Annotated in this window: 16 protein-coding genes; 9 read left to right on the forward strand and 7 right to left on the reverse strand. The window is 68.7% G+C overall.

All coding sequences use genetic code 11. The features are described 5' to 3' along the window. Window positions 1–12 precede the first annotated feature (12 nt). Together FV218_RS07520 and FV218_RS07525 are read right to left on the reverse strand one after the other, a co-directional pair. The gene (locus tag FV218_RS07520) at window positions 13–441 is read right to left on the reverse strand and encodes a metallopeptidase family protein (RefSeq protein WP_147709265.1); all 429 of its coding nucleotides are present in this window, start codon (window positions 439–441) and stop codon (window positions 13–15) included. A 5-nt stretch (window positions 442–446) separates the two neighbouring features. Further along, window positions 447–1175: a pyrimidine 5'-nucleotidase gene (locus FV218_RS07525; protein ID WP_147709266.1), complete on the reverse strand. Its 729-nt coding sequence runs from the start codon at window positions 1173–1175 to the stop codon at window positions 447–449. 412 nt (window positions 1176–1587) lie between these two features. Between FV218_RS07525 and FV218_RS07530 the strand changes: the two genes are divergently transcribed. The 4 genes from FV218_RS07530 to FV218_RS07545 are packed head-to-tail and all read left to right on the forward strand — an operon-like array spanning window position 1588 to window position 5055. Further along, on the forward strand, window positions 1588–2139 hold the full coding sequence (locus FV218_RS07530; RefSeq protein ID WP_147709267.1) for a SiaB family protein kinase: 552 nt from the start codon (window positions 1588–1590) through the stop codon (window positions 2137–2139). Window positions 2140–2153: 14 nt separating this feature from the next. Further along, on the forward strand, window positions 2154–2540 hold the full coding sequence (locus FV218_RS07535; protein WP_056097198.1) for a DUF1987 domain-containing protein: 387 nt from the start codon (window positions 2154–2156) through the stop codon (window positions 2538–2540). After that, window positions 2537–3367, forward strand: coding sequence for a GGDEF domain-containing protein (locus FV218_RS07540; protein ID WP_147709268.1), 831 nt, complete (start codon window positions 2537–2539; stop codon window positions 3365–3367). The genes FV218_RS07535 and FV218_RS07540 overlap by 4 nt, the downstream gene beginning before the upstream one ends. Further along, window positions 3364–5055 carry a SpoIIE family protein phosphatase gene (locus FV218_RS07545; protein WP_187272993.1) on the forward strand — a complete coding sequence of 564 codons (1692 nt, stop codon included), beginning with the start codon at window positions 3364–3366 and terminating at the stop codon, window positions 5053–5055. The genes FV218_RS07540 and FV218_RS07545 overlap by 4 nt, the downstream gene beginning before the upstream one ends. A gap of 56 nt (window positions 5056–5111) precedes the next feature. Here the strand turns inward: FV218_RS07545 and argB are convergent, their stop codons facing one another. Further along, window positions 5112–6008 (reverse strand): acetylglutamate kinase, encoded by an 897-nt coding sequence (gene argB, locus FV218_RS07550; RefSeq protein WP_147709269.1) that lies wholly within the window; start codon window positions 6006–6008, stop codon window positions 5112–5114. Window positions 6009–6152: 144 nt separating this feature from the next. Next, a complete protein-coding gene (locus tag FV218_RS07555; protein WP_147709270.1) occupies window positions 6153–6722 on the reverse strand; it encodes a peptidase S14 in 570 nt (189 codons plus the stop codon). Between the two features lie 270 nt (window positions 6723–6992). On the opposite strand from FV218_RS07555, the gene FV218_RS07560 reads away from it, so the two are divergent. Both FV218_RS07560 and FV218_RS07565 read left to right on the forward strand, forming a co-directional pair. Then, complete coding sequence (locus FV218_RS07560; RefSeq protein ID WP_056097190.1) at window positions 6993–7202, forward strand: hypothetical protein; 210 nt, start codon at window positions 6993–6995, stop codon at window positions 7200–7202. 207 nt (window positions 7203–7409) lie between these two features. Next, the gene (locus tag FV218_RS07565; RefSeq protein ID WP_056097287.1) at window positions 7410–7685 is read left to right on the forward strand and encodes a hypothetical protein; all 276 of its coding nucleotides are present in this window, start codon (window positions 7410–7412) and stop codon (window positions 7683–7685) included. A gap of 31 nt (window positions 7686–7716) precedes the next feature. Here the strand turns inward: FV218_RS07565 and FV218_RS07570 are convergent, their stop codons facing one another. Next, the gene (locus FV218_RS07570) at window positions 7717–8499 is read right to left on the reverse strand and encodes an MOSC domain-containing protein (protein ID WP_056097188.1); all 783 of its coding nucleotides are present in this window, start codon (window positions 8497–8499) and stop codon (window positions 7717–7719) included. 229 nt (window positions 8500–8728) lie between these two features. Between FV218_RS07570 and clpB the strand changes: the two genes are divergently transcribed. Further along, on the forward strand, window positions 8729–11356 hold the full coding sequence (gene clpB / locus FV218_RS07575; protein ID WP_147709271.1) for an ATP-dependent chaperone ClpB: 2628 nt from the start codon (window positions 8729–8731) through the stop codon (window positions 11354–11356). A gap of 245 nt (window positions 11357–11601) precedes the next feature. Further along, window positions 11602–11979, forward strand: a complete 378-nt coding sequence (locus FV218_RS07580) for a hypothetical protein (protein ID WP_056097185.1) — start codon at window positions 11602–11604, stop codon at window positions 11977–11979. Between the two features lie 9 nt (window positions 11980–11988). Here the strand turns inward: FV218_RS07580 and FV218_RS07585 are convergent, their stop codons facing one another. Together FV218_RS07585 and phaZ are read right to left on the reverse strand one after the other, a co-directional pair. Next, a complete protein-coding gene (locus tag FV218_RS07585; RefSeq protein WP_147709272.1) occupies window positions 11989–12723 on the reverse strand; it encodes a SprT family zinc-dependent metalloprotease in 735 nt (244 codons plus the stop codon). Between the two features lie 63 nt (window positions 12724–12786). Then, window positions 12787–14055, reverse strand: coding sequence for a polyhydroxyalkanoate depolymerase (gene phaZ / locus FV218_RS07590; RefSeq protein WP_147709273.1), 1269 nt, complete (start codon window positions 14053–14055; stop codon window positions 12787–12789). 291 nt (window positions 14056–14346) lie between these two features. Here phaZ and FV218_RS07595 point away from each other — a divergent pair, with 291 nt between their 5' ends. Beyond that, the gene (locus FV218_RS07595; protein WP_147709274.1) at window positions 14347–15741 is read left to right on the forward strand and encodes an ActS/PrrB/RegB family redox-sensitive histidine kinase; all 1395 of its coding nucleotides are present in this window, start codon (window positions 14347–14349) and stop codon (window positions 15739–15741) included. The last annotated feature ends 34 nt before the right edge of the window (window positions 15742–15775 follow it).

Here is a 15775-nt window from a genome sequence, read left to right on the forward strand (position 1 = left end):
GCCCGTCGACCATCAGCCGTCCGCGCGGGCCTCGATGGCGGTCATGTCGCTGTCCGACAGGCCGAAATGGTGCCCGATCTCGTGGACGAGGACATGGGTGACGAGGTGCCCGAGGGTTTCCTCGTGTTCGGCCCAGTAATCGAGCAGGGGGCGTCGGTAGAGCCAGACCTGATTCGGCATCTGGCCGGTGGCGAAGTCGCCGCCCTGCGCCAGTCCGATCCCGCGGAACAGGCCGAGCAGGTCGAATTCGCTGTCGCACTCCATTTCCGCCAGGGTGTCGTCGTCGGGAAAATCCTCGACGTGGATGATCACCCCCGGGCACAGGGCGCGAAACGCTCGCGGCAGGCCCGCGAACGCCGCGTGGGCCAGGGCCTCGATGTCACCGAGGGAGGGGGCGTGGCGCCCGGCCCAGTCGTCCTCCGGTCCGGCCCCTGCGGGCACGACGCTCACCGGACCACCGGCAGGACCCGCTCGGCGAGGAAGCCGGCGAGATCGCTGGTGATGTGGTCGATATGCGCTTCCTGGACCGCCGCCTGCTCGAATGCCTCCCGGAACGGATCGAGGGTGCGGGGGACCACCAGCACCGTCGCCATGCCGATCTCGTGGGGCACGACGAGGTTGCGGGCGATGTCCTCGAACAGGGCCGAGCGGCGTGGCTCGACGCCGTGCCGCAGGAGGAAGCGCTCGTAGGTCGAGCGCTCGGGCTTGGGCACGAAGTCGGCGTCGGCGATGTCGAAGACGTCCTCGAAATGATCGAGGATGCCGAGCTTGCTCGCCACATTCTCCGCGTGCCGCCGCGACCCGTTGGTGAGGATCAGCTTGCGGCCCGGCAGGTTTTCGATGGCGGTGCCGAGGGCCGGATCGAGGCTGATGGTCGAATGGTCGATGTCATGGGCGAAATCGAGGAAGTCGTGCGGGTCGATGGCCGCCTCGGTCATCAGCGCCTTCAGGGTCGTGCCGTAGCGGTGGTAGAAGTACTTCTGCAGGGCGCGGGCCGAGAGGCCGTCGAGACCGTAGAGGCGCATCACGTAGAGGGTGATGCGCTCGTCCACCTGGGGCCAGACCCGCGCGTCGCTCGGGTAGAGCGTGTTGTCGAGGTCGAACACCCAGGTGTCGACCTGATCGAACCCACGGGACCGGACGGAGGTGAAGTGGGTTTCGCCGGGAAGGAACAAGGCGGTTCGACTTCGATGCGGGCCGGACGATCCGGCTGGGCTGCCTAAGATGGGACGCGAAACCGAAAAGGGAAGCTTTACGGTTCCGCACCATACCGCGCGTGCCGCCTCGCGGAATCCGCTTGCCCGTATGAAACGGGGTGCGGAAGAGGCGCGAAGCGAGCACGTCCCCCCTTCGCGTGGCCGCTGGGCCTATACTGCGATCAGTTGCCTTTGTTTTCGTCAATTTCAGGCAGAATTTGCGTAGCATTCATGCATTGATGTCTGAGGTTGCAGTTTCCTGCGACGGATTGCGACCAGACAAAGGGCGGTCAACATTTAACGTGCCGTACACGATCGGCGGGTTATTCAAGCTCGTTCGGTCTGCTATGGATGCCAGACCGGGGAACCGCAGCAAGCCGGGAGAGATCCGTTGCTCGCTCAAGACTTCAAGAATTTCTTCGACACCTCCCGGCGTCAGGGGGTCATCCTGTCCTTCGGCGGAGACCTGTCGGAGAACGTCCTGTTCTCGCTGGGCGAGGTCCTGAAGCTTCGCATGAGTCAGGACGCGGCGGATTCGAGCGTCACCAAGCGCGTGTTCGGAATCTTTGTCGAGCAGGCGCAGAACATCATCCGCTATTCCGCCGACAAGGTCGCGGAGCGATCCGCCTCCGGCGGCATGATCAGCGCCGGCATGATCGTCGTGGGCGTCGAGACCGGTCGCTTCTACGTCGTCTGCGGCAACGAGGTGCCGGATTCCGACGTCCCGACCCTGCGCGCGCGCCTCGACCATCTGGCGACACTGACGGGTGACGAATTGAAAGCGTTCTACCGGGAGAAACTTCGCCAGCCGCCCGACGAGGGGAGCCTCGGCGGCAGCATCGGCCTCATCGAGATCGCCCGCCGGTCGAGCGCGCCCGTCGAGTACGATTTCCAGGAACTGGGCGGCGGGCGGAACTTCTTCTGCCTCAAAGCCTACATTTGAGCGGCGCCGGACCGATGGACACCATCAGCCTTCCCGCCACCGAGCGGTCGCCGCGCGTCGATTTCGATTTCGATGGCGGACGCCTGGCCCTGCGCGGCGAATCCTACCCCGAGGATGCCGCCGCCTTCTACGGGCCCCTGCTGCAGGCATTGAAGGGGCACCTCGCCACGGCCGCCGCCGATCCCATCGTGTTCGAGGTCGGTCTCGCCTACTTCAATTCCTCCAGCGCCAAGGCGCTCATGAACCTGTTCATGCCCCTCGAGGACGCCGCCGCCGAGGGCCGTCCGGTGACGATCCGCTGGCTCTACGCCGATGGCGACGAGACCATCGCGGAGGCCGGCGAGGACTTCGCCGCCGACTTCTCCCATGCCCGATTCGAGATGGTGCAGGAGCCCGCATGAAAGCGGTGGCCCAATCCGAGGCCGACCCGGCCGTGGACGCCTTCAGCCTCTACGATGCCGAGGAGGCGGTGATCCGACAGGCCGAGGCCATGCTGGCGGGGCTTTCGGATGCCGCCGCCGGCGTGAATGCCCTGGCGGATGCCTACCGGCGCGGCTACCGCGAGCAGCGCCGCCTCGTGCGCATGAGCGACCGGATGCAGCTCGATCTGCAGCGCGCCAACCAATGTCTTGCCGAGCAGCGCCGCGATCTCCAGACCCTCAACGAGGCCCTGTCCAAGGAAATCGAGCATCGGACGCGCCTTGAAGCCGAACTGCGTCGGCTCGCCGACACCGACAGCCTGACCGGCGCCCTGGCCCGGCGCCGGTTCATGGAGATCAGCGCCCGCGAGTGGGAGCGCCACCAGGGCGGCGCCGATCCGATCTGCGTTCTGATGCTCGACCTCGACCGGTTCAAGCTCGTCAACGACAGCTTCGGCCATGCCGTCGGCGACGCGGCCCTGGTCGCCTGCGTCGCCGCCTGCCGGGCGAACCTGCGCCCGCGCGACATCATCGGGCGCACGGGCGGCGAGGAATTCGCCGTCCTGCTGCCGGAGACCGGCCTCGGCTACGCCCTCGACGTCGCCGAACGCCTGCGGGGCGCCGTGGCGTCGGCACCGGTGGAGGCACCGGGCGAGGGCGTCGCCCTGTCGGTGAGCATCGGCGTGGCGCAGGCGCGGCGGGGCGAATCCCTGGAGAGCGCCCTGCAGCGCGCGGATGCGGCGCTCTACGCGGCCAAGGACGACGGGCGCGACCGTGTCCGAACCGCCCCCGGCGAGGTTTCGTCGTGACCCCCGAGGTTGCGCCGGCGGCCGAGGGCCCTCCGGTACGGCGCGGCGGTTCCCTGCGCGGGGCGGGACCGCGCCGGAGCCGCGATTTCCTCGACGCCGCCGGCTTCGCCGATGTGCCGCAGGTCGGACGCGCCGACGGCGCCACGATGCGGCCCGGCTCCCTGCGCGGCTCGGCCCGGGGACGCGACCTCGACAGCCTCGCCCACACCCTGTTCCTGCGGATCTATCCCGTTATCGCCATCGTGGTCCTGGTCACCCAGATCGGCATCGCCTGGGTGAACTACAGCGATCAGATCCGGCTCTACACCGAGCGGGCGAACCTCCTCGTGGCCCTCACCGCCAGCGCCGTGGCACGGCCGGACTGGGGCGCCCAGCCCGAGATCTACCGCCATCAGATCCAGGCGCTCGCCCGCGATCCGGCCTTCCGGGCGGTGATCCTCCGCGACGCGTCGGGCGCCGTGGTCACGACCCTCGGCGACATGCCGCGCGGCCGGGCCTGGGACCTCATCGTCGCGCAGGCCGACCTCGTCGCCGCGCCGGAGGCCAAGCCCGTCGGACACCTCACCCTGGCCATCTCCGCCGAAGCCCTGCGGGGCAACGCCCAGAAGCAGGCCCTGCTGGCCCTCGTCACCAGCATCATCCTGATGCTGGCCTTCGTGGTGACTCTCCATGCCAACGTGCGCCGGCACGTGCTCGCCCCCCTGAAGCGCCTGCTGGTGGCCATGCGCGAGGTCGAGCACAAGAGCTGGGTCACCGTCGAGGCCGGGGCGCGCTTTCGGGCCAGCAACGAAATTGACGTGATCTCGCAGGCGTTCAACCGCATGGTCGAGGGCCTGCGCACGGGCGACGAGGCCAAGCAGCTCCTGACGGAACTCGAAACCGCGCACGCCAAGCTCGCCGCGGCCAACGGCCTCGTCATGGAGAGTATCGGCTACGCCCGGCGCATCCAGAGCTCGGTCCTGCCGGATCGCGCGGCCCTCGCCGGAACCGGCCTCGAGGTCGGCGTCCTGTGGGAACCGCTCCATGTCGTCGGCGGCGATTACTTCTGGCTCGAGGAGATCGACGGCCTCGGCATCGTGGTCGTGGCCGACTGTACCGGACACGGCGTGCCGGGCGCGTTCCTGACCCTCATCGTCGCCACCGCCCTCGACCGGATCCTGCACGAGCGGCGCCTGCGCGACCCCGTCGAGATCCTGCGCGTCCTCGACGACATGGTCCGGGTGCAGCTGCGCCAGGACGGCCGCGGGGCGGAATCCGACGACGGCCTCGATTGCGGTGTCTGCATCTGGGATCGGGAGAAGGCCGAGCTGCGCTTCGCCGGCGCAGGTCTGGCGCTCACCAGCATCGCCGACGGGACCGCGACCCGCATCCGGGGGGCCAAGCGCGGCCTCGGCTATCCCCTTCGGCCGGGTGACGGGTTCGCCGTGATCGAGACCGTCGTGCCGGTGTCGCCCGGGACGACATTCTACCTGATGACCGACGGCATCACCGACCAGATGGGCGGGCCGAGGCGGCAGCTTCTCGGCCATCGCGGGGTCGCCGACATCCTCGGCGCACACCAGGATATGCCGCTCGCCGGGCAGATGACGGCCCTGGAGCAGGCCCTGACCCGCTACCGAGACGGAGAGGGGCGCCGTGACGACATGGCCCTGGTGGCGTTCCGCCCGGCGCGGTCTCCGGCCCCGTAGCCCGCCCCGCCGTCGTTGGCGGGGCGGGCTACGCTTGTCAGGTCCTGCGGAGCTTGTCAGGTCCGGCGGATCAGGGTGCCGGCACCGTAATCGGTGAACAGCTCCAGCAGCACCGCGTGGCTGACCTTGCCGTCGAGGATGACCACCGCCTCGACGCCCTGCTCCAGGGCGTAGATGCAGGTCTCGACCTTCGGGATCATGCCGCCCGTGATGGTGCCGTCGGCGATGAGCCGGCGGCAATCCTCCAGGGTCAGCTCGGGGATCAGCTTCTTGTCCTTGTCGAGGACCCCCGGTACGTCCGTCAGCAGCAGCAGGCGCTTGGCCCGCAGGGCCCCCGCGATGGCGCCCGCGAAGGTGTCGGCATTGACGTTGTAGGTCTGGCCGTCGGCCCCGAAGGCCACGGGGGCCAGCACCGGGATGAGTTCGGCTTTCAGCACCGCGTCGAGGACGCCGCGCTCGACATGGTCGGGCTCGCCGACGAGGCCGAGATCGACCTCCTGCTCGGTCTGGCTCTCGGGGTCGATGATGGTGCGCGTGGCCTTCTTGGCCCGCACCATGTTGCCGTCCTTGCCGCACAGGCCGATGGCCCGCCCGCCCTCGGCCGAGATCCAGCCGACGATCTGCTTGTTGATGGAGCCGGCCAGCACCATCTCGACCACCTCGACGGTGGCTTCGTCGGTGACGCGCAGGCCGCCACGGAACTCGGATTCGATACCGAGGCGCCCGAGCATGCGGCCGATCTGCGGGCCGCCGCCATGGACCACGATGGGCTTGAGACCGGACTGTTCGAGCAGCACGATGTCCTCGGCGAAATCCTCCGCCGCGGCGCGGTCGCCCATGGCGTGGCCGCCATACTTGATCACCACGATTTCCTGATCGTAGCGCTGCATGTGCGGCAGGGCCTGGACCAGGACTTCGGCACGCACGTGCACGTTGGGCAACGGATCTTTCATCGTGGGGCTCGTTCCTCGATGCGTGCCGGGCGGTCGTGCGCGGCGCCGGCTTCTACCGCAGGCATGCGACCCTGCGAAGCATCCGGCGGCAATTTTTACGCCCGCCCGTTTTCAAGCCCGACTATGCGGAGCGGAGCGGCGGCGTCAGATCACGGCCTCGATCAGTCCCAGGCGGCGGGCCTCTTCGGCTTCGAGGTACCAGTTCGACGGCGCGCGGACGAGAACCTCGTCGAGGGTCACCGTCGAGCCGATGACGAGGTTGGCGAAGCCCTCGTTCTGGATCTCGATGGAGCATTCGAGTTCGTGCAGGGCCGCCTTCACCGTGGCGATGCAGGTGGTCAGCGGACCTTCGATGTTCAGCTTCTTGGAGATCTTGCGTTCGTGGATCATCAGGCGCGTGCCGCGCGTCAGGTAGCGGTTCGAGCGCGCGAAGAAGCTCATGAAGGTGGTGCCGGCCGAGTAGATCGCCGCCTTGCCGAGGAAGACGATGCGCCGATGCGGGTCGAGGTCGCTGGCGAAGCGGATATCCTCGCCCATCATCCGGGCCACCTCCGGATCGCCCCCGAGGGTCGAGAGTTCGACGACGACGAACTCCCGGTCCGAGGCCGCGTCGAACTGGTTGCGGAAATCCTTGTACATCGCCTGATCCACCGGACCGGACAGCAGGATGGCGGGCGCCTTGAAGGCGGAGGCGGGAAGCGGCGTCGTGTCCATGATGTCCTTCGGAACGCAGGGTCGCCGTCGCGGCGGCGCGGGATGCGGCTTGTGAGACGCGTTCCGCCGCCCCGAGGTTCCGACCCGCATCCCACGGAGGCGCAGCGCCCGCTCGCCGGACAGCCGAGATCGAAGGAAAGCGACGCGGAAGGGCTCACCTCGACACGTGATGATTTGCGGGAACTGATTTTCGCATCGCCGCATCATGCTTTTAAGAGTCGATTAACCGTGATCCGCGATCCTGTGTCCTGCCGCACAGGGACTGAGCCGATGCCGAACACCGATCCCGCCATCACCCGTCCGACCCTCACCAACCCCAGCCTGCTCGCCAGCGCGCTGCACCGAATCGGGACCGAAGCGGCTTCGACGGCCGAGATCTGGCGTCGACTCACCGAGCATTACATCGTCGATCTCGATGCCGTGGCGGCCCTCCTGCCCCGCACCGAGCCCGAGCCGCTGTGGCTGCAGAGCCGCGACTGAGCGTGGTGCGCGCATCACACACGTGGATGGCGCAGATCTGACATCCCGTCCTGGCATACGGCGTGCTTGGACAAGACGACCACCATCAAAGATCAAGAATACGCCAGTCCCGCCTTCGAGGAACGCTTCAGACAACGATCACGCGGCCGCTCGGACGCCAGAGCCAACCCGCGGACCTTCTTCGCCATCTCGAACAAGGGGTCCGTCATGTCCGAATTGCTGTCCGTCGCCCTCGTCTGTGCCTCGACGATGCTGGCCCAGAATTGCTCGCGGGCCACCGCCCTCGACGTCATCGTCTCTCCAGCCCGCACGCCGATGGAGTGCATGATGCACGGACAGGCCGTCGCGGCTTCCACCGGCCTCCCCGGCGGGGACGAGCGCTACCTCAAGGTCACCTGCGAGCGTCGTCATGCCGACCTGCGCCATCTCAGGCGCGCCGGCTACGCCGCTGCCGTGGTTCTGGTCCGGCGCGACGCCATCTGAGAGGACCGATCGGAGGCGGACGACCGCGCGCTCACGCGGTCGCCGCCGCGCCCGTGAGGCGATCGCCGATGTGGAGGGTGCCTCCCGCCACCACCTCGGCATAGATGCCGCAATCCGTGTGGCCGAGGTGGCGCGACAGGGTGTGGGGGATCGCGAGGTCGCGAATCCCCGTGACCGGATCGACATTGGTCGCCGCACACCGTTCGGTTCGTTTCAGGATGCGCAGGGTGACGCCGCCCGGTGTGGCGAGGGTGTGCCCGACGAGGTCGAGTTCGCCCCACGGCGCCAGTCCGGAGACGTGGAGATTGGCGCGGAACCGTAAGGGATCGACGGCGGCGCCCGTCATGGTCTCGATGGCGGCGACGCTGGCGAGGTTCAGAAGCGAGACGAAGCCGCGCGGCGAATCGGTGAATCGGAAGCCGTCGGGCGCGGTGAGCACCTTCGGCGGTCCGCGCAGGGCCTCCGGCAGGTAGCCGGCCAGATACGTCTCGATGTTCGCACGACCCTCCGCCGTGTCGAGGTCGCCCCGCGCGACGACCTCGCCCCCGTGCCGGAGGGTCAGGCTGTTCTCGTGGGCATCGTAGCGTGCGTCGAGGCGGGCCAGGGCCTCGTGCCGCATCAGCATGAGGAACTTGATCTTCGGCTGGTGCACGGGGGCGGCAGGATCGAAGCCGGACGGGCCGTTCTCGACGGCGAACAGGCGATCGCCGGGAAAGTACCGGCCCGCGTCCAGATCGGCGCTGTCGAGCCTCTCGGGCGAGAGTCCTTTGACGGGATAGCGGTGCAGGGCTTCGAGGCGCAGATCGGTTGTCATCCGCGCAGCATGGCCCCCCGATCGTGGCGTGTGCAAGTGGTCGCCGCACGCGCCCCCCTGCATCCATGGTCGGACCCCTTGTGGTGCGAAATTACAACACCACATCCGGGCTACCGGCGGCCACGGTGGCGCCGGGGTTCTCGCGGCAGAAGCTGGGGAACGACGTCTCGGCAGGGCCGTGCCGCATCATGCGGACGGGACCGAACCGACACGGAAAGGGTCGACAAGCATGAATTTCGAAATCTACACCGAACGCGCGCGCGGCTTCGTCCAGTCGGCGCAGACCCTCGCCATGCGCGAGGGCCATCCGCAATTGCAGCCGGGGCACCTCCTGAAGGTGCTGCTCGACGACCCCGAGGGCCTGTGCGCCGGGCTCATCGATCGCGCCGGCGGGCAGTCCCGCGTCGCCCTCGCGCAGGTCGAGGCCTGGCTCACCAAGCAGCCCAAGGTGTCCGGCAATTCCTCGCAGCCCCAGGCGACGCGCGAACTCGTGCGCCTGTTCGACACCGCCGAGAAGGCGGCCGAGAAGGCCGGCGATTCCTACGTCACCGTCGAGCGCCTCCTGCTGGCGCTCGCCGTCGAGAAGGACAGCGAGGCCGGCAAGGCGCTGGCCGCCGCGGGCGTGACGCCGGCCTCCCTCAACGGGGCCATCAACGCGCTCCGCAAGGGCCGCACCGCCGACAACGCGACGGCCGAGAACGCCTACGACGCCCTGAAGAAATACGCCCGCGACCTCACGGAAGCGGCCCGCGAAGGCAGGCTCGATCCGGTGATCGGACGCGACGAGGAGATTCGCCGCACCATCCAGGTCCTGTCCCGGCGCACCAAGAACAACCCCGTCCTCATCGGCGAGCCCGGCGTCGGCAAGACCGCCATCGTCGAGGGCCTGGCCCTGCGCATCGTCGACGGCGACGTGCCCGAGAGCCTGAAGGACAAGAGCCTGCTCGCCCTCGACATGGGCTCGCTCATCGCCGGCGCGAAGTACCGTGGCGAGTTCGAGGAGCGCTTGAAGGGCGTGCTCTCCGAGGTGACGGCGGCGAATGGCGGCATCATCCTGTTCATCGACGAGATGCACACCCTCGTGGGCGCCGGAAAAGCCGACGGGGCCATGGACGCCTCGAACCTCCTGAAGCCGGCGCTGGCGCGCGGCGAGCTGCACTGCGTCGGTGCCACCACCCTCGACGAGTATCGCAAGCACGTGGAGAAGGACGCCGCCCTGGCGCGGCGCTTCCAGCCGGTCTTCGTGTCCGAGCCCACGGTGGAGGACACGGTCTCGATCCTGCGCGGCATCAAGGAGAAGTACGAGCAGCACCACGGCGTGCGCATCCAGGACGCCGCGCTGGTGGCCGCCGCCACCCTGTCGAACCGCTACATCACCGACCGCTTCCTGCCCGACAAGGCCATCGACCTCATGGACGAGGCGGGCTCGCGCCTGCGCATGCAGGTGGATTCGAAGCCCGAGGAACTCGACAACATCGACCGGGAGATCGTGCGCCTGAAGATCGAGGGCGAGGCCCTGAAGAAGGAGACCGATTCCGCCTCCCGCGATCGCCTCGTGCGGCTGGAGAAGGAACTGGCCGATCTGGAGGAGCAATCCTCGGCCATCACCTCGCGCTGGAAGGCCGAGAAGGACAAGCTCGGCGCCGCGGCCGACCTCAAGAAGAAGCTCGACGAGGCCCGCACGGAACTCGCCAACGCCCAGCGCCAAGGCCAGTACCAGCGTGCCGGCGAACTCGCCTACGGCGTCGTCCCGGGCCTGGAGAAGCAGCTCGCCGAGATCGAGGCCGCGGCTGAATCCGCCGTCAGCCGCGACGGCATGGTCGAGGAGGCGGTGACTCCGGCCCACATCGCCGGGGTGGTCTCGCGCTGGACCGGGGTGCCCGTCGACAAGATGCTGGAGGGCGAGCGCGAGAAGCTGCTCGCCATGGAATTGGCGCTCGCCAAGCGCGTCGTCGGCCAGCGCGAGGCGGTGGAGGCGGTCGCCACCGCCGTGCGCAGGGCGCGCGCCGGCCTGCAGGACCCGAACCGGCCCATCGGCTCGTTCATGTTCCTCGGGCCCACGGGCGTCGGCAAGACCGAGCTGACCAAGGCGCTGGCCGGCTTCCTGTTCGACGACGACACCGCCTTGGTGCGCATCGACATGTCGGAATACATGGAGAAGCACGCGGTGGCCCGCCTCATCGGCGCGCCTCCGGGCTATGTCGGCTACGAGGAGGGCGGCGCGCTCACCGAGGCCGTGCGGCGCCGGCCGTATCAGGTCGTGCTGTTCGACGAGGTCGAGAAGGCGCATCCGGACGTGTTCAACGTCCTCCTGCAGGTGCTCGACGACGGGCGCCTGACGGACGGGCAGGGGCGCACGGTCGATTTCCGCAACACGCTGCTCATCATGACCTCGAACCTCGGCTCCGAGTACCTCGTCAACCAGGCCGAGGGCGAGGAGACGGAGGGCGTCCGGGACGAAGTGATGGGCGTCGTGCGCCACCACTTCCGGCCGGAATTCCTGAACCGGATCGACGAGATCATCCTGTTCCACCGCCTCAAGCGGTCTGAAATGGGGGCCATCGTCGATATCCAGCTCGGGCGGCTCCAGAAGCTCCTGGACGAGCGCAAGATCACCATCGACGTCGCGCCCGAGGCCCGGGACTGGCTCGCCGAGAAGGGCTACGACCCGGCCTACGGTGCGCGTCCCCTGAAGCGGGTGATCCAGAAGGCGGTGCAGGATCGTCTGGCCGAGCAGCTCCTGTCGGGGACCATCCACGACGGCGAGACGGTACCGGTGCGGCTCGGCCCGCTCGGGCTGACCGTGGGCGATGCCCTCTCGAACGAGTCCCGTCCGGCGAGCCTGCTGCTCAACTGACGCGAGCGAGCTGTCGAGCCGACGGGATTCTGCTGTCGAACTGACGAAAGTGTGATCGGGCCGCCGCCTCGCCGTGGCGGCCCGCTTCGATCCGGCGACGGACCGCCGCGTTGAGCGACAGGGTTAGCGATTTCTTAACGGGTGCGGCCGAAGCCTGCCTGAGGAACGGATGCCCCCCGAAGGACTATCGCACGACACAATCAGGCCTTAATCCTGACGGTCACGCTTCAACACGGACGAACGCCATGCGAGCCTGCGCCCTTCCCCTCGTTCTGCTCCTCGCCGGGTTGGCGCCCGCCGGCGCCGGATCGCTCCCCGTGGACGAGACCACCTATGTCGAGCGGTCCCTGAATCGCGACGGTCCCCTCGTCGTCGAGCACCGGCCCATCGCCCGCATGCCGGGCGGACGCCGAAGCGGTTCTTCGGCCGAACTCGCCGGGTTCTGCCACGAGGGCGGCATTATTCGCCGCCGCGACGAGTTCGGACAGCCGGTGATTCTGCGTCAGCGAGAGGTTTGCGACAACGTCGCGCCGCGCACGCTTCATCCGGGCGAAGTCGATGCCCGTCCGACCTGGCCGGAGGAGCCCGGCGCGCGCCGCCGCGTCCTGCGCGTCAAGGGCTGAGTCCCCGGTTCAGCCGTAGCGGTGGAGGCTCGACCCGTTGCGCTTGAGCCAGCGTTCCGCCTCGTCGACGTTGGGGCAGATGGAGCCGACGAGGTCCCAGAATCGGGGCGAGTGGTTCATCTCCCGGAGGTGCGCCATCTCGTGGGCGACGAGGTAGTCGAGCACCACGGGCGGGGCCAGGATCAAGCGCCACGAGAAGTTCAGGGCGCCCTGCGCCGTGCAGGAGCCCCAGCGGCTGCGGGTGTCGCGCACGGTGATCCGCGTCGGGGTCCGGCCGATGGCGGCCGCATAGGTCTTCACCGCCGCCGTCAGGTCGCGGCGCGCCTCCCGTTCGAGGAAGTCGCCGATCCGCCGGGCGATGTGCGGCTCCTCGCATGCCACGGAAATCGAAGGACCGTCCGGGCTCGGCTCCACCCGCGTGAGGCCACCGGTACCGGCGCGATGGGCGATCCGGTGGGGTACGCCGCGCAGGGGCAGGATCGCCCCGGCCTCGAAGGCGACGCGCTCCGGCAGCCGCGCCAGCCGCATGGCGATCCAGCCGCCATGGCCGATGGCGAATGTCCGTGCCACCGCCAGGGAGGTCCGGGCCGGCAGGGTCATCACCACCTCGCCGGTGGCGCTCGACACCCGCAGGGTCAGCCGCCGCGCCGTGGGCCGCCGCCGCAGGGCGACGCGGAACGTCTCGCCTTCGTGGACGACATCGAGGTGATCCGGGTCCGGCCCGCGCAGCAAAGCTAACCGCATGGGGACAGCTTAGCGGCGTGTCCGCCGCGCCGCCATCGGCGCGAGCGGATTTGCTGGGGGTGCTCAGGCCGCGGGGTCGTGCGCGATGGCGGGCCGGGCCTGCATGGCGCGGATGAATTCGGCGATGCGCGGCGCGATCACCGTCCGATAGCGCGAGCCGTTGAACACCCCGTAATGCCCGACCCCCTTCTGCAGGTGATAGGCCTTGCGCTCGGGGGCCAGGTTCGGCGTCAGGTCCAGGGCCGCCTGCGTCTGTCCGACGCCGGAGATGTCGTCGTTTTCGCCCTCGATGGCCAGGATGGCGCAGGTGCGGATCGCCCCGAGATCGACCCGCGTTCCGGCGTGCATCATCGTGCCTTTCGGTAGGGCGTGGTCGACGAACACCGTCTTGACCGTCTGGAGATAGAACTCCGCCGTCAGGTCCATCACCGCGAGGTACTCGTCGTAGAAGTCCCGGTGCTTCTCGGCCGAGTCGCCGTCCCCGGTGACGAGGTGGTCGAACATCTCCGCGTGGGCGTTGACGTGCCGGTCGAGGTTCATCGCCATGAAGCCCGAGAGCTGGAAGAAGCCCGGGTAGACGCTGCGCCACGCCCCCGGATAGCCCGCGGGCACGGTGGTGATGCAGTTGCGTTCGAACCACGTGGTGCCGCGCTCCTGGGCGAGGCAGTTCACGGCCGTCGGTGAGCGCCGCGTGTCGATGGGGCCGCCCATGAGGGTCATGGAGGCCGGGACGGTGGGATGCCCCCGTGCCTCCATCACGGCGATGGCGGCGAGAACCGGCACCGCCGGCTGGCACACGGCCATGACGTGCAGGTCTGGACCGAGCTCCGCGAACAGGTCGATGAGATAGTCGATGTAGGTGTCGAGGTCGAAACGCCCGGCCCCGAGCGGCACCATGCGGGCATCGGTCCAGTCGGTGATGAAGACCTGATGCTCCGGAAGCATCGCCTCCACGGTCCCGCGCAGGAGGGTGGCGTAGTGCCCGGACATGGGCGCAACGATCAGAAGCTTGGGCTGCGGCGCCCTCGGCGCCTGGACGAAGCCCCGGTCGAAGGTGATGGCCCGGCAGAACGGGCGCTCCCAGACGACCCGCTCGCTCACCGGAACGCTGTGGCCGTCGATCCGGGTGCCGGTGAACCCGAAGCTCGGCTTGGCGTAGCGCCGGGTCATCCGCTCGAACATCTCGCAGGCCGCCGCCATGCTGCGCGCGTAGGGTCCGTAGGACAGGGGATTGGCCGGATTCCGCAGGCTGTGCTTGACCATGTCGGCGGCCACCCGCGCCGGCGTCGTCATGATGCGCGCCGTCTCGTACCAGTAGTAGGACAGGTTCACGGTTGCCTCCCCCTCGTTCCACGGCGGCGGCCACGTCCTGGGGACGCACGCGCATCGGGCCCGGCCGTTCGGCCTGGGCCTGTCATCGACTTAGGGCGAAGCCTGCGGCGACAAGTGCTCGAACTTCCCTTTCCCGGTGCTTTCGCCATTCCGGGGGAGACGCGATGGGTTCTTTCCCCACCCCGGCCTGCGCTCGCGGACAAATCCGTACGAAACCGATGTTTCGTGGGCAAATCTATTGCGCGCGATGGGGATGGACGTGGCGTCTCCGAGCCCTATCGTTGCTGTGACATGATGGACATGAGCACCAACGGCTTCGCGCGCGACGCCCGGCACCTGCGGCTCGACACCTTCGTCCGCCTGCGCTGGCTCGCGATCACGGGGCAGAGCGCGGCCGTGGTCGGGGCGCAGTTCGGCCTCGGCCTGCCCCTGCCGTTCGGCTGGTGCTTCCTCGTCATCGCCGCATCGTCCTGGTTGAACCTCGCCCTGCGCATCCGCTTCCCGGCGAGCTACCGGCTCAGCGACGATTCGGCGGCCCTGCTGCTCGCCTTCGACATCGTCCAGCTCGCCGCCCTGCTGTTCCTCACGGGTGGCCTGCAGAACCCCTTCTCGCTCCTGTTCCTTGCCCCCGTGCTGATTTCGGCCACCGCCCTGCCGCCGGAGCGGACCCTGGCGCTCGGCCTGCTCGCCATCGGACTCGCGACCCTGCTGGCCCTCATCCACAGGCCCCTGCCGTGGTTCGCCGATGGTCGCCTCGAACTGCCGTTCCTCTACATTTCGGGGGTGTGGACCGCGATCCTCCTCGGCACGGCCTTCACCGGGGTCTACGCCTGGAAGGTCGCAGAGGAAACCCGTCTCCTCGCGCAGGCCCTGGCGGCCACCGAACTCGTGCTCGCCCGCGAGCAGCACCTGTCGCAGCTCGACGGTCTGGCGGCGGCGGCAGCCCACGAACTCGGGACGCCCCTCGGCACCATCATGGTGGTGACCAAGGAACTCAGTCGGCAGCTCGCCCCGACGGCGTCGCCCGGGGTGCGCGAGGATCTGGCCCTCCTGCGCGATCAGGTCGACCGCTGTCGCGGCATCCTGTCGAAGCTCACCTCCCTCGACGGCGACGGCGGCGGCTTCCTCCAGACCGTGAGCCTGAGCCACCTCGTTGAGGAACTGGTGGCGCCCCAGCGGGCCATGGGCATCATTCTGGACGTCACCAGCCGGGGGGAGGGGCCGGAACCCTCGTGCCGGCGCAACCCGGGCGTCCTGTTCGGGCTCGCCAATATCATCGACAACGCCGTCGATTTCGCGAAGACCCGCGTGATCATCGAGGCACGCTGGACCTACGAGCAGGTCTGGCTCGAGATGCGCGACGACGGCCCCGGCTTCTCCGGCGAGGTTCTGCTGCGCGCGGGGGAGCCCTACGTCACCACCCGGGGAACCGACCGCGGACGGATGGGCGACAGCACCGGGGCCGGCCTCGGGCTCGGCCTGTTCATCGCCAAGACGCTCATCGAGCGCTCCGGTGCCCAGCTCACCCTGTCCAACGCGCCGGACCCCGTCGCGACGGGCGCGGTGGTCCGGGTGTCCTGGGCCCGCCACGTGTTCGAGCGCGGCATCGCCGTGGCCCGTCATGCACAGAATGGGGAGGTGGCCACCCCTGCTCAAGACCGCTCCGATACCTATATGAGTTCGTGAAGACTTGCCCACGACCTGACATTCACTGAAACCA

Origin of the sequence: Methylobacterium sp. WL69 (assembly GCF_008039485.1) — a bacterium.
GTDB lineage: Bacteria > Pseudomonadota > Alphaproteobacteria > Rhizobiales > Beijerinckiaceae > Methylobacterium.